We start from the raw sequence: 19,983 nt of genomic DNA, 5'->3' as shown, positions 1-19,983 counted from the left end.
CCTGAATCGTGTGTGACAGCGCGATCGGCTTATTGCTTCTTGGTGTAGATCTGGTCGAAGGTGCCACCGTCGGAGAAGTGCACCTTGGCCGCCTGCTCCCAGCCACCGAACGCGTCTTCGATCTTGAAGAGGTTGAGCTTGGGCAACTGCTTGGCGTACTTGGCCTGGGCCTTGGCCGAAGTGGGGCGGTAGAAGTGTTTGCCGATGATGTCCTGCGCCTCTTCGGTGTAGAGGTACTCAAGGTAGGCCTGCGCCACGGCGCGGGTGCCCTTCTTGTCCACGTTCTTGTCGACCACGGTCACGGCGGGCTCGGCCAGGATCGAGAGCGAGGGGTAGACGAAGTCGACCTTGTTGCCGAACTCTTTCTCCAGCAGGTAGGCCTCGTTTTCCCAGGAGATGAACACGTCACCCTGGGCGCGCTGCGCGAAGGTGATGGAGGAGCCGCGTGCGCCCGAGTCGAGTACCGGCACGTTGGCGTAGAGCTTGCCGATGAATTCCTGCGCCTTCGCGTCGCTGCCGAACTTGCGTTTGGCGAACTCCCAGGCGGCCAGGTAGTTCCAGCGGGCGCCGCCCGAGGTCTTGGGGTTGGGGGTGATGACCTTCACGTCGGGGCGGATCAGGTCGTCCCAGTCCTTGATGTTCTTGGGGTTGCCGGCGCGGGTCACCAGCACGATGGTGGAGGTGTAAGGGGAGCTGCTCTGCGGCAGGCGTTTTTGCCAGTCTTTCGGGATCCAGCCGCCGTTGTTGTGCAGCGCGTCGGTGTCACCGGCCAGGGCCAGGGTGGCCACGTCGGCGTCCAGGCCGTCGATGATGGAGCGGGCCTGTTTGCCCGAGCCACCGTGGCTCTGCTTGATGGTCACGTCCTGGCCGGTCCTGGCCTTCCAGTGCTTGGCAAAGGCGGCGTTGTACTCGACGTACAGCTCGCGGGTCGGGTCGTAGGACACATTGAGCAGGGTCACCGGCGCGGGCTGGGCGATGGCGGAGACAGCGCTGGCGGTCAGGGCTGCGGTGGCGAGGAATTGGGCGAACTGGCGGCGGGAGGTCATGTCGTTCCTTGTCTGAACTGGTTGGAAGTGAACGGATGATCCGGACTCCGAGCCAGTTGGGGAACGAATGGATTTTTGGTTGTTTATTACCTAAACATCTGAGTCCACCACGGCCGCTGTTCAGACCCCCATGCGTTGCGCCAGCCAGACCGTGGCCACCACCGCGATGGCCAGCGACCCCAGGACCACCACGCCCCAGCGGTAGAAGGTGGTGTGGCGCAGCCACCAGGCCAGTGGAACAAAGGCCAGCACGATCGCCAGCTGGCCGAGTTCGACGCCCACGTTGAAGCCGCCCAGTGCCAGCGCCAGTTGTTGCGCGGGCAGTGCGAGGTCGATGAGCACGTTGGCAAAGCCGAAGCCGTGGATGAGGCCGAAGGCAAACGCCAGGCGCCAGCGTTTGAGCGAGAGCCAGCCCAGCAGGTTGTTGAGTGCCGCCAGGATCACCGAGAGCGCGATCACGGATTCGATGATGGCCACCGGCGGATTGATCCAGCCCAGGATGGAGGCGGCCAGCGTGATCGAGTGCGCCACGGTGAAGGCGGTCACGACCGCCAGCACGTCCATGAACGAAATGCGAAAGCTCTCGACAGCCGCCCATTGGGTGACCCGCTTGCGCGACTGAACGAGCGGCGCGAGCACCAGCAGGCTGAGCAGGAAGAGGATGTGGTCGATGCCGATCCAGATGTGCCAGATGCCCTCGATCACATAGCGTGTGAAGACCGCCCAGCCCGAAACTTCACCGGCCTGCAACGCGGCTTCGGGTCGGTCGGGGCTGAGGATGGCGCTGCTCTGGGCGCCGGGCAGATCGACCTTGAGCAGGCCGCGGTGCAGGTTGTCCTGGTCGAAGATCAGGCCGTACTTCAGTGTGAGCCGCCGGGCTGCGACGTCTTCGGGATCGGCACAGGCCACGCGCCATTCGGCGCTGAGGTAGAAACCGTCCGAGTGCGGACTGGCCATCACGTCCAGCGGTTGCAACTGGCAGGCGGCCGATGTGCCGCGCACGCTGATGCCTTGTTGCATCCACGCCTTGAGCTCGTCGATGCGGGTCGCGGTCTCACCCCAGCTCACGCGTCCATCGCGGTCGTCGTCCAGGTCGAAGATCAGGTCCACATCGCGCAGGTTGATGTCGGTGCGCAGCACCAGATCGGAGCCGCGCTGCGAGAGCGTGAGGTAGCTGTTGCTGCTGGAGTGGGCCAGCGCGGGCGCTGCCGCGCAGGCGAGCAGGGCGAACACAGCGGGCAGGACAAGGCGCGCCGCAAAGCGTCGGAACAGGTGGCTCATCAGGATTTGCCCAGACGGGTTTGGAGTTCTTCGGTCAGGGCTTTGAGCACCGGGTCGGTGTAGCCGGTGGCGGCCATCCAGCCGAGCACGGGCTCGGCCAGCCTGGGCTGGTTGGCCTTGAGCGCGGCCTGCACCAGCAGCACGGCGTCCGCCGGTTCGTTCTGCGTGCTCCAGTTCTCGGCGGCGAGCTTGAGGCCTTGCGCGTTATCGCGTCCGTAGGTGATGAGGTAGACCATGGTCGGCCGCTCGATCAGGCTCTCCCCGCGCAGGGCCTGGTTGTTCATGCGGCTCTCGAACTGGTCGGCCAGGCGCTGCGTGTCGCCGTCCTTCAGCCCGCGGCTGGCCAGCAGCGCCTGCACCAGCAGCGCGTCGGTGGGCGAGGTGGCGTCCGCGTAGCGTTTGGCTTTGGCGAACTGGCCTTGCTGGTTCAACAGCTCGGCAAGCGTGAGCTTCACCAGGTGCGAGTTGGGCCGCGCCTGCACGTGTTTCTCCCACACGGCAATGGCCTGTGCGTACTGCCCTGCGGCACGGTAGGCCTCGCCCTGGTGGTAGCGCAGCCAGTCTTGTGTGAACGGGCCCTGGTAGTCGGGCAGTTCGACCAGGCGGTTGAGCACGGGAATGGCCTGCAAGGCCCGGCCGGTGCGGTACATGAGCGTGGCAGCACAAGCCTGGCCTTCGTCGCGGCCAAAGCGCTGGCCGATCGCATCGCAGTCGGTGCGCGCTGCTGCCATGTTGGAGGTGAGCAGGTGCAGCGAGAAGCGCCACGACCAGTACTCGGCTTGCGCCGGGTCGATGGCGATCGCCGCACTCAGGTCGTCAATGCCGCCCTTGAAATCGTGGAAGCCCTGCTTGACCAGCGCGCGCAGAAAGTGGCCGTCGGCCGGCAGCGTGGTGGCCGTCCACCAGGGCTGCAGCGCTGCCTTGGCCGAGCCGTACCAGCGCAAATCGCCCTCGGTCAGGCCCAGCAGAAACACGGCGCGCGCGTAATTCAATGCGGCGGGCAGGTTGTTGCGGTTCTTGCGCCATTCGCGTTCCACTTCGCGCAGCGATCCGGCCTGATTGCTTTGGGCATGCACCGAGGCCGGCAAAACAACCTCATCGGCGGATGGCGTCAATCGGGGTTGCGCCCAGGCACTCAATGAAACACCGATTACAAGGGTCAGCAAGGCTTTGCAATAGGGTTTCCACCTGAATCCAATCAATACCTGATGGGCGCTCATGGGAACAACGTCTGTCAGGTGAATGGTCATTGAAATCGATATCCTTGGCGTTGGCTTCAGTGGGCGATTTCTCATTGTGTGCCGGTGTCAAAAGACATTTCAATCCCAAAGGTAATCTATGAAAACTCTCATCTCCGCAATGATCGCTGCATTCATGATGGCTTCTGTTCCTGCATTTGCTGCCAGCCATGCCGGCGGCAAAATGGACGACAAGAAAGTGGATTGCATGAAAGACGAAAACAAAGCCAAAGACGAGTGCAAGAAGAAGTAATTCGCTTCGTTGCAAGAGAAAGGCCCACTGAAGTGGGCCTTTTTTTTGAGTGCGGGGGCCGGACTGCTGGCCGCTCGCAGCCACATCAGCGGTATCTGCAAGAGCGTTTTGTCTTCCGCTGCACGGCCGGCTCAGTGCCGGTGCAGGTGGTGCGCATCGGGCACGTGCGGATGCGCGTGTTGCATGGGCGCATGGGTGTGCCAGTGGCTGTGTGCGCCTTCGGGCATGGGCTGGTGCGTGTGCAGGTGGTGGCCGTCGTTGTGTGAGTGGGCGTGTTCGTGCTCCAGCGCTTCGTGCTGGTGGGCATGGCTGTGGCGCTCGATCAGGTGCAGCAGCACGCCCAGCGCCATGAGTGCGCCGCCCAGCGCCATGAGCGCGCTGGCCGAGCGATCACCAAGCGCAAAGGCGCCGGCCGCACCGATGAAGGGGGCAAAGGCAAACACCGAGCCGGTGCGTGCCGCGCCAAAGGTGCGCTGGGCCAGCAAATAAAAGCGCAGGCTCAGACCGTAGCCGCTGGCACCCACGGCCAGCAGCCCCAGTGCATTCCTCCAGTCGGGCAGTGCCTCGCGCGCCATGAAGGCCAGTGCCACCGTGGCACCGCTGCCCAGCAGCGCCTTGGCCCACACCACCTGGCCGGGGTCCCGGTCGGCCACGCCGCGCGAGAGGGTGTTGTCCACGCCCCAGGCCACGGTGGCCAGCGCCACGGCCAGCAGACCCAGCAGCTGCACCTGACCCGCAAGTCCTTGTTCGACCACCAGCAGCCCGCCACCGGCGAGCAGCAGCAGCACCGCGCCGATCACGCGCCGGTCCATGGTTTCTCCATACCAGCGCCAGGCCAGCACCGCGGTGAAAACCGCTTCAAGCGTGAGCATGAGCGAGGCACTCGACCCGCTCGTGCGCTGCAGGCCCCAGGCCAGCGCCACCGGACCGATCACCGCGCCGCTGGCCGCCATGGCCAGCAGGCGGGGCAGGTCGGTGCGGCGCAGCTGGGCTTCGCGCTGGGTGGGCTGGCGCAGCAGCAGGGCCGCCAGCGCTGCGCCCGCGTACAGCAAGGCGGCGGTGGTGAACGGGCCCACGCCTGTGCCGAAGCGCTGCACCAGCGGCGTGCTCAGACCAAACAGCAGGGCCGCCACCAGAGCCAGCAGGCCGCCTCTGAGGGCTGGAGAAAGCGGGGTGTTCGTCATGGACTTTGAATGGTGGGCCGGCACGCCAAGCGTACGCCAGCGCACCGACCTTGCGGCCCATGCACAGCGATGCTGTGGGTCTTTGGCTCGGAGGCATGCATGGCTCAAAAAGCACAGATCGTCGGCAAGGTCGAATACCGCGGGGGCGACGGCCCGAATGTTGAAATCCGGCCGGGGCCGGTGAAGGTGACCATCGGGGTCAACGACGCCACGCTGAGCTGGATCGATGAAGAAACGCACGGTTCCGCCGCGATGCCGTTGGCCGATTTCAAACGCTATGTGGCCGAAGGGCTCATCAAGCTCGATCGGTGAGTGGCCTCGAAGCGGTGTCGCGCCCCCGGTGGAAACAAGGTTGACACCGCAGTGGCTCCATGGTTTCCAATGCAGGCATGGAAAGGAAAAACCATGTCCGCTCATTGCTGTGACCACGACACTCCCCAGGTCAAGACCATCGCCAACCTGGCCCGCTACCGCAAGATCCTCTGGATCGCCCTGACCATCAACGCCGCCATGTTCCTCATCGAGGTTGGCGCCGGATTCCAGGCCGGTTCGCTCTCGCTCCTGGCCGACGCGGTGGACTTTGCCGGCGACGCGCTCAACTACGCCGTATCGCTCGCGGTGCTGGCCTCGGCGCTGGCCTGGCGCGCGCGCGCGGCCATGCTCAAAGCCGTGAGCATGATGGGCTTTGGGCTGTATGTGCTGGGGGCTGCGGTGTGGTCGGTGTGGCACGGCGGTGTGCCGCAGGCCATGACCATGGGGGCGGTGGCGCTGCTGGCGCTGCTGGCCAACGTGGCGGTGGCGTGGATGCTCTACGCGTTTCGCGAAGGCGACGCCAACATGCGCAGCGTGTGGCTGTGCTCGCGCAACGACGCCATCGGCAACGCCGCCGTGTTCATGGCCGCGCTCGGGGTGTTCGGCACCGGCTCGGCCTGGCCCGATCTGGCGGTGGCCAGCCTGATGGCAACGCTGGCCTTGCAGGGTGGCTGGACGGTGCTGCGGCAGGCGAGGGGGGAGCTGGGTGGGGGTGCGGCTGTGAGGGACATCCCATGAGCACGCTCACGCTTCACTACCACCCCCTGTCCTCGTACTGCCACAAGGTGCTGATCGCCCTCGACGTGCTGGGCGTCGATGCCGAGTTGCGTTTGCTGAACCTGGGCGATGCGGCCGAGCGCTCGGCGTACATCGCGCTGTGGCCCCTGGGCAAGATGCCGCTGCTGGTGGACCAGGGCCGGCCCATTCCCGAGACCAGCATCATCATCGAGCACCTGCAGCGCCACCACGCGGGCCCCGGCCGCACGCTGATACCGATCGACCCGGACCAGGCCCTTGAAGTGCGCTTGTGGGACCGCCTCTTCGACCTGCACGTGATGACGCCGATGCAGGCCTGCACCGCCGATCTTCTGCGCCCGGAGGGCGAGCGCGATGCACTCGGCGTGGCCCGTGCGCACGAGAGTCTGTTGTCGGCGTATGCGCTGATCGATCAGCACCTGGATGGGCGAACCTGGGTCGCTGGCGATGCGTTCAGCCTGGCCGACTGCGCCGCCGCGCCGGCCTTGTTTTACGCCGTGACCTACGTGCCCTTCGCGCCCCAACACGCGCGCCTGGCGGCTTACTTCGACCGGTTGATGAACCATCCCCCGGTGGCGCGCACCGTTGACCAGGCGCGGCCCTGGTTCAAGTTCTATCCGGGGCGCAACGGCCTGGCCCGCCGCTTCTTCGATCCGGCGGTCCTGTGATTTGGTCGACCCGATGAGCTTGCTCAATGGGCTCGTGTCCATCGACACGGACAATGCCTGAGCGAGCCAGTCACGGGGGAAGCCACGTCCTTCTGGCACAGGAATCAAGGAGGTCCGCATGACGCACGATCACACGCGCTTGCTGGTTGCCATGGCGCTTGCGCTGCTGGCGGCCTGCGACAAGCCCAACGAGACGGCACCGGTGGCGACCCAGGACGTTGCGGTGCCGGCGCCGGTCGCCGATGCGGGTCAACCGCCCGTCTGCGGTGACGATACGGTGCGCGAGATCCTTGCCGAGGCCAGGCGCGGCCTCGACGCTGCGGACCGGGGCGATGTGGATGCGTACCTGTCCGCGACGGCGGGCCTCAAAGGTCGTCCCGCCGCGTGCCGACCCGTGCTGGAGCAGCTGCAGCCGATCGCGTCGCGCTGTTCAGAAACGGAGATCCAGGCGCTGATGACCGGGACCCGGCAGTTCGCCGACGCGGCTGCAACCGGGAACGTGCAAGGGTTCCTGGCCAGCTACGACCGTATCGAGCAAGCGGTGGCGCCTGCCTGCTGGCAGGCCATGCACCGACACAGCCACCCTGTGGTGGTTGGTGCTTGCAGCGCCGACGATCTGAACCGCCTGGCCGCCAACGCGCCCGAACTGATTCGCGCCACCATCGTGGCCGCCATCAGCATGGACACAAACCGCATGCTGCAGGTGCAGGCAACCACCGTGTCCTTGATGCAATCCCTGCCACCGTCATGTCTGGCCTCCATTCAAGGAGCAAGCCGGCCCCAGCCGAACACGTCTTCGGCCAGTGGTGGCATCCCGGGCGTCTATGACCACGGTGGAGGCGCCTACAGCGTGCCGGGTGTGGCGTATTGCGGCGCATCCGGCTGCATGGCGTTGTAGGCGCTTCAGTCATGAAGGCGCCGCCTCAGATCCGCAGTACCCGCGCCCTCAACCCCGCCTCCAGCAGCACCCCCACCACCACGCCCACCCCCGCGTTCCACACCGACACGGCGGCGGTGGTCAGCAGCACGGCGCGCGCTTCCTTGTCGCGCGAACTGCCGGCCGTGCCGATGGTCAGCGAGAAGCCGGCCACCAGCAGCATGGCGCCGATGGTGCCGGCGGGCAGCATGCCCAGCAGCAGGGTCAGCTGAGCGCTGGCGAACAGGGCGGCGAGCAACAGGGCGGCGCCCAGGAACATGGGCGCGCGCCCTGTGCGTGCGCCGCAGGCCACTTGCGCGGCCATGCCGCCCGCGCCAAAGCACATGGGCGGCGCGCCCAGGCCTGCGGCCAGCAGGTTCATGAAGCCGGTGCCGCGCGCCATGCGGCTCTCGTCCACGGCCACCGCCGGAAACAGGCGGCGGGTTTCGGCCACGATGCCGAGAATGGCGTTGCCGAAGGTGAGCGGGATCTGGGCGGCCGCCAGGCCGATGGCGGCCAGCCAGAGCGCAGGCTGGCTGAGGGCCGGCCACTGCGGTGCGGGCAACGTCAGCGCCCAGGCCGTCTCGGCCACCGCTTGCAGCAGTTCGGGCTGGCGCCACCCTCCCACTGCCAGGCCGATCGCCATCACCACGGGCATGGTGAGCCAGCCCGCGCGGCCCAGCAACATCAGCGCCAGCACCACCGATGCGCTGCCCAGCACCGCGTCGCCTTCGATGCGGCGCAGGCCCGCCACGATGAGCGCGATGCCCAGGCCCAGCACGATGCCGTGAATCACGTCGCGCGAGACGTGCCGCGCCAGCCAGCGCGCCAGGCCGCTCCAGGCGGCGATCAACCAAAAGAGACCGGTGAGCAGGGCGGCCAGGGCCAGCACGGCCGGCATGTCGTTGGTGCCGACCGCGGTGTGGGCCAGTGCCGCCGCGCCCACCGCCTTCATCGGCTGCACCGGCATGGGCACGCCGAAATGCCAGCCCACGATGACCAGGCTCAGGCCAAACGCCAGCAGGATGGCGGTGGGCTGCACACCGGCGACCACGATGAAGCCGACCAGAAAAGGCAGCAGGGTGCCCAGATCACCCAGCGCGCCGCCGAGGTCGCCGCGCCAGGTGGCACCCGACAGGGGCTGTGGCGCGGGCAGGGCTTTGCTGGGCTCGGTGGCGGGTGTCATGCGGGCGATTCTGCGGCATCGCCGCAGGGGAGGGTTCAGCGCCCGCGCAGGCTTTCCTCCTCCATCAGCAGGTAGGTGTTGTAAGCGTTCATTCGGTTGGCAAAGCGGAACATCGGCATGGGCTCGAACGTGCTCCAGTCGGTGCGGCTGTAGGCCTCCTCGAACGGCACGAGGTCTTTGGCCGCCCGGCCCATGGTGGTGCGCAAATAGGTGAGGTAGTCGCGCATCACCACCATGTCCTTGCGCGGCTCGGTGGAGGCCGCGCCGTGGCCGGGCACGACCACCTTCACATCGAAGCGCAGCAGGCGGTCCAGCGAGGCGATCCACTGGCCGCTGTCGGCCTTGCCCACGAAGGGCAGGCGCCCGGCGAACATGAGGTCACCGGCGAACAGCACGCCCTCGGAGGGCACGTGGATGGCCAGGTCTTCCGGCGTGTGCGAGGGGCCCACGCGCTCCACCACGAAGCGCGCACCCGCCAGTTCCAGCGTGGTGGAGTCCGTGAGCCAGCGGTCGGCCGGCACCAGGCGGGTGTTGTCGTCCACCCAGGGCGCCAGCTCCGTGCGCGAGGCCACGAGGCGCTGCTCGGCGGTGTCGGAATTGAGGTATTCCCGCGCGTTCTGCTGCGCCACGATCTGCGCGCCCAGTTCCTTGAACACCTGCAGGCCGTAGATGTGGTCGGCGTGGTAATGCGTCACCAGCACATGGGTGATCGGCTTGGGCGTGATCTCGGCGATCTTCTGCACCAGACGGCGTGCCAGCGCGGGAGAACCCAGCGCATCGACCACCACCACGCCTTCAGGCGCGATCACGAAGCCGGCGTTGCTGATGAAGTTCTGGTTGGCCGGTGAGCCGAGTGCGGCCTGACCTTGCACGTAGTACGAGTTGGGGCCGACCTTGCGCGGCGTCATCTCGGGCGCGGTTTGCGCCGTCGCAGACAGGCTCAAGGTGGCCAGGCCCAGTGCCAGGGCGCACGCCAGCCAGTGGCGCACGACCGGGTGGGCATGGAGGGACAAGCACGGGAACATGGAGAGGTCCTCAGGTGGGGGTTTGATGGTCAGTGTTTCGCGCCAGCGGCGGTGCGGCTTGCGGCATCAAAGCCGCCTTTGGCCTTCCACTCTTCCATGCCGCCTTGCAGGATGCGCAGGTTGTCCCAGCCCGCCACGCGCAGTGCAAACCCGGCCTGCGCCGACAGCGAACCGGTGTTGCAGTAGATCAGCACCGGTTTGTCTTTGGGAATGGATGCGCGCTTGGCCAGCACCTGGCGCCAGTCCATGTTGATGGCGCCGGGGATGTGGCCCTTGGCAAACTGCCCGGCGTCGCGCGCGTCGATCAGCACGAACTTCTTCCAGTCGTCCTTGGGGATCTGCTCGGCAAAGATCACGCCTCCGCCGTAGTCCACGAACTCCAGGTAGGCCTCCATTTCGTCAATGGCCGCTGCCTTGTCGGCCAGGGCCGCGGTTGAGCCGAGCAGGGCAACGGTGCTCAGCACCGATAGAACGAGGTGTCGCGGTCGCATGGATGTCTCCGTCATTTGGAAGTAAATTAGCAATTACTGATATTGTGAGCGGATTCTGAACGATCCGGAACCCGTCCGCCGCCGAGCGGCCAGCGAGGCACCCATGAGCAACAACCGCAGCGTTGAATTTTTTGACCGCCAGTTCGAGCGGCAGATCCAACAGACCGAACAGGCCCTCAACCCGTTCGAGCAGGCCGCCTTGCCGCACCTGCGGGGGCGTCTGCTGGACTTTGGTTGCGGCATGGGCAACCTGGCCCTGGCCGCCGCACGCGCGGGCTGTACGGTGCTCGCGCTCGATGCCAGCGAGGTCGCGATCTCGCACCTGCGCCAGGCGGCCAGCGCCGGGGGTCTGCCGGTGCAGGCGCAAGTGGCCGACCTGGGCCACTACAGCGTGCAGGGCGAGTTCGACACCATCGTCTCGATCGGCTTGCTGATGTTCCTGGACTGCGCCACGGCACAGCGCACCCTGGCCGATCTGCAGGCCCACCTCGTGCCGGGCGGCACGATGGTGGTGAACGTGTTGATCGAGGGCACGACCTACATGGACATGTTCGACCCCGAGGCGCATTGCCTGTTTCCGAAGGATTTTCTGCAGACCCGGTTTGCCGGCTGGCAGGTGATCTCGTGGGACCTGCGGGACTTCGCGGCGCCGGGCGATACGGTGAAATCCTTCGCGACGATCTTCGCCCGCAAGCCCTGACGCGTGCGAGGGAGTCAACCGCGTTTTGTGGCCTTTCCTTGATCTGCCGCAACGCCTGTTTCGCTGAAACGCTCATGCTCACGGTGGTGGGAATGTCCCATGCAGGAGAACACCGTGAACGCACTGAAGACCTTGACCGCACTGTCCACCCTCGCCCTGCTGGCCGCCTGCGCGGGCCCGGGCGGTCACCGTGGTCCTTACGGTTCGCCACCACACCACCCGGACGCAGCACCCACGGCCGTGCAGGAGCGCATGCAGTCAATGCAGGCGATGCAAGACAAGATGAGGAACGCCAAGACACCCGAGGAGCGCCAGGCGCTGATGGCCGAACACATGAAGGCCATGGAAGGTGGCATGGACGCGATGCGGGGGATGCAAGGCCGTGGCATGCCCATGGACCCGGCCCAGCGCCAGCAGATGCAGGAGCAGCGCATGGACATGATGCAGACCATGATGGACATGATGATGCAGCGCATGCCGGGCGCCACGACCACGCCGCCTGTCCGCTGAAGGCTTGACCTTGCCACGACGGCAAGGATGAAGCTCATGCTCCTGTCATCAACGCAGGAGATTGCTCATGGACGCACGAACCCACCACGATCACGCGGGGCATGCCCACAGCCACGACACGGTGCCGGTCCCGTTGGAACACGGGGCGGTCTATACCTGTCCGATGCACCCGGAGATCCGCCAGGACCATCCGGGCAACTGCCCCAAGTGCGGCATGTCGCTGGAGCCGGTCATGCCCGCGCTGGACGAAGCCCGCAACCCCGAGCTGCTGGATTTCCAGCGCCGCTTCTGGTGGACCCTGCCCCTCACCGTGGTGGTGGCCGTGCTTGCCATGGCTGGGCACCGGCTGGGGTGGTTCGAGATGGCGACCCAGAGCTGGATCGAACTCGTGCTCACCGCGCCCATCGTGCTGTGGGCCGGCTGGCCGTTTTTCGTGCGGGGCGCGCAATCGGTGCTCAACCGCAGCCCCAACATGTGGACGCTGATCGGCCTGGGCACCGGCTCGGCGTTCGTCTACAGCGTGGTGGCCACGGTGAGCCCGCAGGTGTTTCCCGCGTCGTTCGTCTCGATGGGACGGGTGTCGGTGTACTTCGAGGCGGCGGCGGTGATCATCTCGCTCACCCTGCTGGGACAGATGCTGGAGCTCGGGGCGCGCGCGCAGACCTCGGCGGCCATCCGTTCGCTGCTGGGGCTGGCGCCCAAGACCGCGCGGCGCATCTCGGCCGATGGGCATGAGGCAGACGTGCCGCTGGCCCATGTGCATGTGGGCGATCTGTTGCGCGTGCGCCCGGGCGAAAAGATCCCCACCGACGGCGCGGTGGTCGAGGGCCGCAGCGCGGTGGACGAATCGATGCTCACCGGCGAGCCGCTGCCGGTGACCAAGCGCGTGGGGGACAAACTGATTGGCGCCACGCTCAACACCAGTGGCGCGCTGGTGATGCGCTCCGAGCGCGTGGGCTCGGCCACCGTGCTCTCGCAGATCGTGCAGATGGTGGCTCTGGCGCAGCGCTCGCGTGCGCCCATGCAGCGCATGGCCGACCAGGTGGCCGGCTACTTCGTGGTGGGGGTCGTGGCGGCGGCGCTGCTCACGTTCCTTGGCTGGGGCTACCTGGGGCCCGAGCCGAGCTGGGTTCATGGCCTCATCAATGCGGTGGCGGTGCTGATCATCGCCTGCCCTTGTGCACTGGGGCTGGCCACGCCCATGTCGATCATGGTGGCCACCGGGCGCGGCGCCACCCAGGGTGTGCTGTTTCGAGACGCCGCCGCCATCGAGAACCTGCGCAAGGTCGACACGCTGATCGTCGACAAGACCGGCACCCTGACCGAGGGCCGACCGACTTTCGAGCGCGCCATCGGCCACGGCAGCTACCCGGAGGACGAGGTCTTGCGCCTGGCCGCCAGCCTGGACCAGGGCAGCGAACACCCGCTGGCCGCCGCGATCGTGGCCGCGGCCAGGCAACAAGGGCTGGCACTGGACAAGCCCGATCGGTTTGATTCGGCATCCGGCATCGGGGTGCGGGGCTGGGTCGATGGTGAGGGCCTGGCCTTGGGCAACACGGTCCTGATGCAGCAGATCGGTGTGGACACCTCGCCGCTGGCCGCCGAGGCTGAAGCGCTTCGCGCACAGGGTGCGAGCGTCATGTTTCTCGCGGTCGACACGGCGCTGGCCGGTTTGCTGGCCGTGTCCGATCCGATCAAGGCGACCACGGTCGATGCGCTGGCGTCGCTGCGTCGGGCGAACATTCGCGTGGTCATGGCCACGGGCGATGGCCTCACCACTGCGCGCTCGGTCGGCCAGCGGCTGGGCATTGAGGAGGTGCATGGCGAAGTGAAGCCGGCCGACAAACTCCAGCTGGTGGAGCAGCTCCAGGCCGAGGGCCGCGTGGTGGCCATGGCGGGCGATGGCATCAACGACGCACCGGCCCTGGCCCGCGCCGACGTGGGCATTGCCATGGGCACCGGCACCGACGTGGCAATGAACAGCGCCCAGCTCACGCTGGTCAAAGGCGATTTGCGCGGCATTGCCACGGCCCGTGCACTCTCGGTGGCCACGGTGGCCAACATGAAGCAGAACCTCGCGTTCGCCTTTGTCTACAACGCACTGGGCATCCCGCTGGCCGCTGGCTTGCTGTATCCGTTCACCGGCTGGCTGCTCTCGCCCATGATCGCGGCCCTGGCCATGAGCCTGAGCTCGGCCTCGGTGATCGGAAACGCCCTGCGCCTGCGGGCAGCTTCCATCAGGGAAACCTGAGATCCAGCGCCGGCTGCGCGCCGGGCTGGGTCAGCCCGACGTGGTGCGCAGTTCGTCGAAGCGGCTGGCGAATTCCTGGCGCAGCTGCTTGCGCACGCGGGCGGCGGCGTGGCGGCGGCGCTCGTCGGGCGTGTCGGGCTGCAGCGGCGGCACCGGCACCGGCTTGCCGTCGTCGCCCACCGCCACCATGGTGAAGAAGCAGCTGTTGGCGTGGCGCACCACCTGGTTGCGGATGTTCTCGGTGACCACCTTGATGCCGATCTCCATGGACGAGGTGCCGGTGATGTTCACCGACGCCATGAAGGTGACGAGCTCGCCCACGTGAATGGGTTGGCGAAACATGACCTGGTCCACCGAGAGCGTGACCACATAGCTGCGCGCGTAACGGCTGGCGCAGGCGTAGGCCACCTGGTCGAGCAGCTTGAGGATGGTGCCGCCGTGCACATTGCCCGAGAAATTGGCCATGTCGGGTGTCATGAGCACCGTCATGGTGAGTTGGTGGGTCGGCAGGTCCATGGTCGGGGTCTCGCTCAGGCGCAGCAAGGCGCTGCAGGCGCGCATTGTGCCTCGGCGGTTGGTCGGTTGACCCCGTGCTCGCTCATGCGGCCTTCGCGGCCAGCTGTTCGCACCGGGCTGCATCCAGCGGTTGCCCCGCTTCGCGAAATCGGGCTGCGGCAGCGGCAAAGCGGGCGACCGTCTCGTGGCGTGGCCGTTGCTCCGCCGCGCCGATGTGCCCACGGACTTCATCGTGCGCGGCGTACCACGCAGGCAGGCGCATCACCACATTGGCCAGGTAGGCCGACTGCTCTGCATGCTGGTGGGCCAGATCGAGCCTGCCGGCGCGCGCGGCGGCGATCGCCGCCGGAACCGCAAAGGTGATGCGGCAGCCGGGGCAGGTCTCCAGCGGGCCGCGCACCGACGCGCTGGCGTCTTCCATGACATGCAGCGCAGCGTCGGGGTCATGGCCGTGCAGGCTGATCCGCGTGCCGTAGATGCGGTCGAGCAAATGAAAGCCGATGTCGGTCTGGCGCGCCAGGTCCAGGGCTTCCTCGATGAGTTCGTGAGCCTCATCGCGCCGACCTTCATGCAGCGCCACTTCGGCCAGGCGCTGAATCGACAAGGCCTCGCCCACCGGCCCACTGATGGCACGGTGCAGGCGCGCACCCTCGCGAAGGTGCAGTCGTGCGGCCGTCAGATCTCCGGCCAGCCACTCCGCCTCGCCCCGAAGCGTTGTGCCAAACGCCAGGCCGCGAGCGGCGCCGAGCCGCCGCGCCTCGTTGGCCAGGGCGTCTGCGAATTCAATCACCTGCGGGTAGGGCCGGGCCCCATAGAGGAAACGTTGGGTGATGCAGAGATGTCCGTCGAACACGCGCACGGCCAGGTGGGGCACATGGCTGGTTTCCTGCAGGTCGGCCCACACGCTGCGGTGCAAGTCGCCGCGCGCGTGCGCCGCCGCAGCCTGCGCCCATGAGGCGATCACCAGCGAGCTGGTGTCTCCGGTTTGCAAGGCCAGTTGGCGGGCGATGGCCGATTTGGCGGTGCCGATCGCCGGGTCGGCCACACCCAGGGCGGCGGCGCCACTCCAGGCGAGGGCCTCGCACAGGCGGCCTTCAACCGAGGTCGGATGAACGCCTTCCAGGGCCTGGATGGCACCCTTGGGATCGCCCATCTTCACCTGCGCCAGGGCGGCCTTGGCGCGCAGGTCGTGGCTCTCGGCCTCGCCGGCTGCCGCGGCAGCCAGCCGGTAGGCAAACAGGGCCGCCGGATCGCCCTGTGCGTCCAGCGCCTCGGCGCGCAAGCGCAGTGCCTCGCCGTGTTTCGTGTCGACTGCCAGCAAGGCATCGAGGTGGCGCAGCGCCTCACCGAATGCCGCCAGACGCAGGGCCTCGCGCGCCGCCGCCAGCCACCAGGGCACGGCTTCGCGTGCCAGGCCACCGGCATGCCAGTGCGCGGCAATGCGGGCGTGTGCGCCGTCGGACTCGGCCAGGGCACGAGCAATCTGGCGGTGCATCTGGACGCGCCGATGAGGCGCAATCTGCCCCGTGAGCGCCTGGCGCACCAGCTCGTGGCGGAATCGATACCGGGCATCCGAGACCACCAGGATGCCTTGCGCCAGAGCGCTGTCGAGGGCCGGGAAGGCAAGCACCTGGGCTTGCGCCGCGATGGTCTCCACCGCGCCCACATCGTGCGCATCCCCGCTCAAGGCCAGCCACTTGAGCAGCGTCACGGTGGAGGGTGGGGCGTTGCACAGCCGCTCGATGATCGCCTCCGCGGCGCTGGCGGGCAGGTGATCCAGGTCGACCGATGCCGCGCAGCGCGCGAGTTCGATGGCCGCAAACGGGTTGCCCTGCGCTGCCTGCGCGATGCGCGCCAGCAGATCGGTGTCGGCGGGCGGCTCCGCGGCCCAGTTGATCAGCCGGTGGACCTCGTCCTCGCTCATGGGCGGCACATCCACCAGCTGCTGTACCCCCGCGCGCTGCAAACGCGCCAGTCCCTGGGCCAGGAAGGTGTCCGGCGCCAGCGGCCGGACGGTCATCAAGAGGCACAGGGGGGCGCCAGCCATCGCCAGCTGCACCAGCACCTCTGCGTCAGCGTCCCCCGCCAGGTGTGCGTCGTCCACCTGAACCAGCAAATCACCACCTCCGAAGGCCGCCAGCAACAGGCGCCGCACGGCGCCCACCACCTGGTGCCGCCCCAGGGGCCCCAGCAAGGGCGTGGCGGGTGCCGCCAGAGGCGTGATCTGCGCGAGTACCGCGCGGGCCGGCAGTCCGATCCGTTCGAGCACGCTCCTGTCATCGATGATCAGGCGGTCGGCGATGGTGGCGACCAGGTTGTAGGCCCGACCGGTCTCGGTGGCGTCCATGCGCATGACGGCCCAACCGCGGTCTTGGGCCTGCGCCTGGATCTCGCGGCCCAGCGCACTTTTGCCGATGCCGGCGGGCCCGCGCAAGACGATGGCCCCCGGACGTTGTCGGGCAGGCAGTTGCAACCACGAGGCGGCGTTCGCCAGTTCCCGGGCGCGTCCCAGGAAGATCGGCCGGGAGGCCTGCAGGCCGGCAACGCAGCTTTCGTAGAGCGCCTGTGTGGGTGCGCCGGGTGCAACTCCCAACTGGTGCTGAAGTGCCTCGCGAACATGGGCGTACCAATGCAGGGCCTCCGACCGGTTGCCGGCTTCCAGCGCTTGCCGCATCAGCGCGCGGTGCGCCTCCTCGTCGGTGGGCTCCAGCGTTGCCAACCGCCTCCATTGGGCACTGGCGCGCAGCAGATCCAGAAACCGGGCGCGCAGACGTTCTCTGGCGGGCTCGGTCCAGCCCTCGTACTGCGAACCGGGCAACAGGTCGCCCGGGTACAGCCCGGCCGCTTGCGCGCAGCCCTGGGCGTCGCCTTGTTGCAGTGCCGCGGCCGACCTGCGCTCGAAGGTGTCTGCGTCCACCTCGACCGAACCGTGAGGCCAGAGCACGAGCTCTCCCGCGTGCAGGACGATGGCGTCGTGCCGGCCCAGTGCCTGGCGCGCGTTGAAAACCGCCTTGCGCAGATTGGCCGCGCCCGCGTCGGGTTCCAGCTGGGGCCAGAGCGCGTCGACGACTTTGTCCCGCGTGGTGCGGCGCCCGGGCTGCAGGCTGAGCAATTGCACGAGGTGGGTGGCACGAAGGCTGGGCCAGCGCTCGGCGTTCCATTCGAGTCCGTTCACCGCCACGGCGAACCGGCCCAGCAGCGTGACGCTCAACAGACCCGCTGCATCGGCCTGAGGTGGTGGGGAAGTGGTGTCCATGCGGTCCAGTGTGAGGCGTTGTGCTGGCCGCGACAAGGCCCCTTCGTCCTGGGAACGTTTCAGGAACGGCCGGCGGCGACAGTGGCCTTGGGCAAAGCCATTTCGCGTTGCCATCAACCCAGGAGAGCACCATGAAATTCCGCCAGATCGATGTTTCGCTGCCCGCGCACGGACACGCCGTGCTGAGCATCCCGACCCCCCTGACACGCGAGCTGCTGCAATCCCTGGAGCAGTCCCTGTCAGGCACGCTGGAGCGGCTGCGTCGCAGCCTGTCGGTCGATGCCATGGACCCCGGCCTGATCGAATACGCCTCGTGGTTGCCGCACCGGCGGGACTGAGAAGCGCACTCGATTGTTGAAGGCCCAACCCCACTTTTCAGGAGAACACCATGCAAAGCACTTCCGCCACCACTCTCTACGAGCGCCTGGGCAGCCATGACGGCATCACGCGCATCACGCGAGAGCTCATCAAGAACCACCTGAACAACCCGCTCGTGAACATCCGCTACCAGAACGTCGAGAACATGGATCGCGTGGAGCAGCGCGTGGTCGAGTTTTTCTGTGCCGGGGCGGGCGGCCCCGAGACCTACAGCGGTCAGGACATGCTGGCGACGCACCGGGGCATGAACGTGAGCGAACAGGAATTCATCACCGTCATCGACGACGCGATGAGCGCGCTGGAGACCTGCGGCATCGACACGCCCACGCGCAACGAAGTCCTCGCCATTCTGTGGTCGCTCAAAGGTGAAGTGATCCGGGTCTGAGCCGTCCTGGCCAGGGCGGCGAAACAGTGAGGCACCCCGGGGCGAGCTGTAGTCCCAGTCCTACGCGCATCCACCCGTTTCACCGACAGACTTGCACGGCGCCCGGCGGAAAACTGGAGACATCCGTTTTCACAAGAGGCACCGCCATGTACGTCACCCTGGAATCACCCCTGTTGGCTTCACCGAACCGTCGGGCACTGTCGTCGCACCGCTGCGGCTGCGCGGCGACTGCGCCAGCCAGGGGCGGTGCACAGATCAATCACCTGCTGGCGGCCATGCCTGCCGACGACTGGCTGCGCTGGTCTCGCCAGATGGAGCTGGTCGACATGCCCCTGGGCCAGGTGCTGTACGAATCGGGCAGCGAGCTGAACCATGTGTACTTTCCAACGTCGGCCATCGTCTCGCTGCTCAACATCGCGGCCAATGGCGCCTGCGCCGAATTCGCCACGGTGGGCAATGACGGCGTGGTGGGCGTGCCGCTGCTGATGGGCGGCATCTCGACCAACGGCCGCGCGGTCGTGCAAAGCGCTGGCCAGGGCTACCGGCTCAACCGCCAGGTCGTCATCGACGAGCTCAACGCGGGTGGTGCGGTGATGCAGCTGCTGCTGCGCTACACGCAGGCCTTGCTCACGCAGGTGGCGCAGACCGCACTGTGCAACCGCCACCACACGGTGGACCAGCAGGTCTGTCGCCTGATCCTGTTGAACCTGGACCGAGTGCAGGGCAACTGCCTGCAGATGACGCAGGAGCTGCTGGCCAGCAAGCTCGGCGTGCGGCGCGAGAGTGTCACGCTGGTGGCGCTGGCGCTGCAGCGCGACGGCCTGATCCGTTATGCGCGCGGGCGCATCGAGGTGCTCGACCGCGAGGGCCTGGAAGAGCGGGCCTGCGAGTGTTATGCGGTGGTCAAGCTGGAATGCGACCGGCTGTTGCCCCCCGCGCCGCTGGAGACCGACGATCCCTGGACGATCAGCCACACCGGATGCCGATCGGCCGAGACAGGGGAAACACCTTTTGTCACAGGCGCCGGATCGAATCCGGTTAGATTGCCCCAACTTTGAAAGGAAAGAAGAATGGACAAGTCGATGATGAAGGGGATTGCCGTGGGTGGCCTGGCCATGGTGGTGCTGGGCGCGAGCGGTGTCACGGGCTACAAGGCGCTGACGCAGCCGAAGTTCGCCGACGTGGTCGCCGTCAAGGAGGTCACCGAGACCGTGGTGACCCCGCGCGAGCGCTGCGAGAACGTGGCGGTGCAGCGGGCTGCACCAGTGAAAGACCAGAACCGCATCGCCGGTACGGTGGTGGGGGGCCTGGCTGGTGGCCTGCTGGGCAGCGCGGTGGGCAATGGCACCGGCAAGACCGTGGCCACGGTGGCGGGTGCGGTGGCCGGAGGCTATGCCGGCAACCAGGTGCAGAAGAACATGCAGCAGAAAGACGTGGTCACATCCACCGAACAGCGCTGCAGGACCGTGCAGGAAAAATCGCAGAAGCACCTGGGCTACAACGTGACCTACCGCCTCGACGGCAAGGAGGGCACGGTGCAGACGTCGTTCAAGCCGGGGGCCACGCTGCCGGTGAAGAACGGCGAAGTGGTGACCACGCCGCCCGAGCCCGAAGCACGGTCCTGATCACCC

General features: G+C 67.2%; 21 protein-coding genes. 12 read left to right on the top strand and 9 right to left on the bottom strand.

The window, feature by feature from the left end:
* Positions 1-29: 29 nt before the first annotated feature.
* The 3 genes from F9Z44_RS12995 to F9Z44_RS12985 all read right to left on the bottom strand — a co-directional run bounded on the left by F9Z44_RS12995 (position 30) and on the right by F9Z44_RS12985 (position 3,493).
* Entirely contained in the window at positions 30-1,046 is a 1,017-nt protein-coding gene (locus F9Z44_RS12995) for a sulfate ABC transporter substrate-binding protein (protein WP_159606777.1), read from the bottom strand.
* 120 nt (positions 1,047-1,166) lie between these two features.
* A complete protein-coding gene (locus F9Z44_RS12990; RefSeq protein WP_159606775.1) occupies positions 1,167-2,327 on the bottom strand; it encodes a HupE/UreJ family protein in 1,161 nt (386 codons plus the stop codon).
* Complete coding sequence (locus F9Z44_RS12985) at positions 2,327-3,493, bottom strand: tetratricopeptide repeat protein (RefSeq protein WP_159606773.1); 1,167 nt, start codon at positions 3,491-3,493, stop codon at positions 2,327-2,329. The genes F9Z44_RS12990 and F9Z44_RS12985 overlap by 1 nt, the downstream gene beginning before the upstream one ends.
* Before the next feature lie 172 nt (positions 3,494-3,665).
* Here F9Z44_RS12985 and F9Z44_RS12980 point away from each other — a divergent pair, with 172 nt between their 5' ends.
* Positions 3,666-3,818, top strand: coding sequence for a hypothetical protein (locus F9Z44_RS12980; RefSeq protein WP_156406418.1), 153 nt, complete (start codon positions 3,666-3,668; stop codon positions 3,816-3,818).
* Between the two features lie 131 nt (positions 3,819-3,949).
* On the opposite strand, the gene F9Z44_RS12975 is transcribed toward F9Z44_RS12980, so the two are convergent.
* Positions 3,950-5,002, bottom strand: a complete 1,053-nt coding sequence (locus F9Z44_RS12975; RefSeq protein WP_159606771.1) for a DMT family transporter — start codon at positions 5,000-5,002, stop codon at positions 3,950-3,952.
* 99 nt (positions 5,003-5,101) lie between these two features.
* On the opposite strand from F9Z44_RS12975, the gene F9Z44_RS12970 reads away from it, so the two are divergent.
* The 4 genes from F9Z44_RS12970 to F9Z44_RS12955 all read left to right on the top strand — a co-directional run bounded on the left by F9Z44_RS12970 (position 5,102) and on the right by F9Z44_RS12955 (position 7,636).
* Complete coding sequence (locus F9Z44_RS12970) at positions 5,102-5,314, top strand: hypothetical protein (RefSeq protein ID WP_159606769.1); 213 nt, start codon at positions 5,102-5,104, stop codon at positions 5,312-5,314.
* Positions 5,315-5,407: 93 nt separating this feature from the next.
* Positions 5,408-6,052 (top strand): cation transporter, encoded by a 645-nt coding sequence (locus F9Z44_RS12965; protein WP_159606767.1) that lies wholly within the window; start codon positions 5,408-5,410, stop codon positions 6,050-6,052.
* Positions 6,049-6,738, top strand: coding sequence for a glutathione S-transferase family protein (locus F9Z44_RS12960; RefSeq protein WP_159606765.1), 690 nt, complete (start codon positions 6,049-6,051; stop codon positions 6,736-6,738). The genes F9Z44_RS12965 and F9Z44_RS12960 overlap by 4 nt, the downstream gene beginning before the upstream one ends.
* A 118-nt stretch (positions 6,739-6,856) precedes the next feature.
* Positions 6,857-7,636 carry a hypothetical protein gene (locus F9Z44_RS12955; RefSeq protein WP_159606763.1) on the top strand — a complete coding sequence of 260 codons (780 nt, stop codon included), beginning with the start codon at positions 6,857-6,859 and terminating at the stop codon, positions 7,634-7,636.
* A gap of 25 nt (positions 7,637-7,661) precedes the next feature.
* Here the strand turns inward: F9Z44_RS12955 and F9Z44_RS12950 are convergent, their stop codons facing one another.
* From F9Z44_RS12950 to F9Z44_RS12940, 3 genes are read right to left on the bottom strand one after another with little or no spacing between them, the layout of a single operon-like run.
* Positions 7,662-8,840: a molybdate transporter family protein gene (locus tag F9Z44_RS12950; RefSeq protein WP_159606761.1), complete on the bottom strand. Its 1,179-nt coding sequence runs from the start codon at positions 8,838-8,840 to the stop codon at positions 7,662-7,664.
* A 35-nt stretch (positions 8,841-8,875) separates the two neighbouring features.
* On the bottom strand, positions 8,876-9,865 hold the full coding sequence (locus F9Z44_RS12945) for an MBL fold metallo-hydrolase (protein WP_236574120.1): 990 nt from the start codon (positions 9,863-9,865) through the stop codon (positions 8,876-8,878).
* 29 nt (positions 9,866-9,894) lie between these two features.
* A complete protein-coding gene (locus F9Z44_RS12940) occupies positions 9,895-10,356 on the bottom strand; it encodes a rhodanese-like domain-containing protein (RefSeq protein WP_159606759.1) in 462 nt (153 codons plus the stop codon).
* 103 nt (positions 10,357-10,459) lie between these two features.
* Here F9Z44_RS12940 and F9Z44_RS12935 point away from each other — a divergent pair, with 103 nt between their 5' ends.
* The 3 genes from F9Z44_RS12935 (at position 10,460) to F9Z44_RS12925 (ending at position 13,817) form a co-directional block, all read left to right on the top strand.
* Positions 10,460-11,056 (top strand): methyltransferase domain-containing protein, encoded by a 597-nt coding sequence (locus tag F9Z44_RS12935; protein ID WP_159606757.1) that lies wholly within the window; start codon positions 10,460-10,462, stop codon positions 11,054-11,056.
* A 114-nt stretch (positions 11,057-11,170) separates the two neighbouring features.
* Positions 11,171-11,566: a hypothetical protein gene (locus tag F9Z44_RS12930; protein ID WP_201449959.1), complete on the top strand. Its 396-nt coding sequence runs from the start codon at positions 11,171-11,173 to the stop codon at positions 11,564-11,566.
* A 67-nt stretch (positions 11,567-11,633) separates the two neighbouring features.
* Complete coding sequence (locus tag F9Z44_RS12925; RefSeq protein ID WP_159606753.1) at positions 11,634-13,817, top strand: copper-transporting P-type ATPase; 2,184 nt, start codon at positions 11,634-11,636, stop codon at positions 13,815-13,817.
* A gap of 30 nt (positions 13,818-13,847) precedes the next feature.
* Here the strand turns inward: F9Z44_RS12925 and F9Z44_RS12920 are convergent, their stop codons facing one another.
* The gene (locus tag F9Z44_RS12920; protein ID WP_159608707.1) at positions 13,848-14,333 is read right to left on the bottom strand and encodes an acyl-CoA thioesterase; all 486 of its coding nucleotides are present in this window, start codon (positions 14,331-14,333) and stop codon (positions 13,848-13,850) included.
* An 82-nt stretch (positions 14,334-14,415) separates the two neighbouring features.
* Positions 14,416-17,589 carry an ATP-binding protein gene (locus F9Z44_RS12915; RefSeq protein ID WP_159606751.1) on the bottom strand — a complete coding sequence of 1,058 codons (3,174 nt, stop codon included), beginning with the start codon at positions 17,587-17,589 and terminating at the stop codon, positions 14,416-14,418.
* A gap of 131 nt (positions 17,590-17,720) precedes the next feature.
* Here F9Z44_RS12915 and F9Z44_RS12910 point away from each other — a divergent pair, with 131 nt between their 5' ends.
* The 4 genes from F9Z44_RS12910 (at position 17,721) to F9Z44_RS12895 (ending at position 19,977) form a co-directional block, all read left to right on the top strand.
* Positions 17,721-17,927, top strand: a complete 207-nt coding sequence (locus F9Z44_RS12910; protein WP_159606749.1) for a hypothetical protein — start codon at positions 17,721-17,723, stop codon at positions 17,925-17,927.
* Positions 17,928-17,977: 50 nt separating this feature from the next.
* A complete protein-coding gene (locus F9Z44_RS12905) occupies positions 17,978-18,352 on the top strand; it encodes a group I truncated hemoglobin (protein ID WP_159606747.1) in 375 nt (124 codons plus the stop codon).
* A gap of 275 nt (positions 18,353-18,627) precedes the next feature.
* Positions 18,628-19,410, top strand: coding sequence for a Crp/Fnr family transcriptional regulator (locus F9Z44_RS12900; protein WP_236574358.1), 783 nt, complete (start codon positions 18,628-18,630; stop codon positions 19,408-19,410).
* Positions 19,411-19,422: 12 nt separating this feature from the next.
* Positions 19,423-19,977 carry a glycine zipper 2TM domain-containing protein gene (locus tag F9Z44_RS12895; RefSeq protein WP_159606743.1) on the top strand — a complete coding sequence of 185 codons (555 nt, stop codon included), beginning with the start codon at positions 19,423-19,425 and terminating at the stop codon, positions 19,975-19,977.
* Positions 19,978-19,983: the final 6 nt, after the last annotated feature.

This window comes from Hydrogenophaga sp. PBL-H3, from assembly GCF_010104355.1.
Classification (GTDB): Bacteria; Pseudomonadota; Gammaproteobacteria; order Burkholderiales; family Burkholderiaceae_C; genus Hydrogenophaga.
This window is presented reverse-complemented; position numbering and strand designations above follow the sequence as displayed.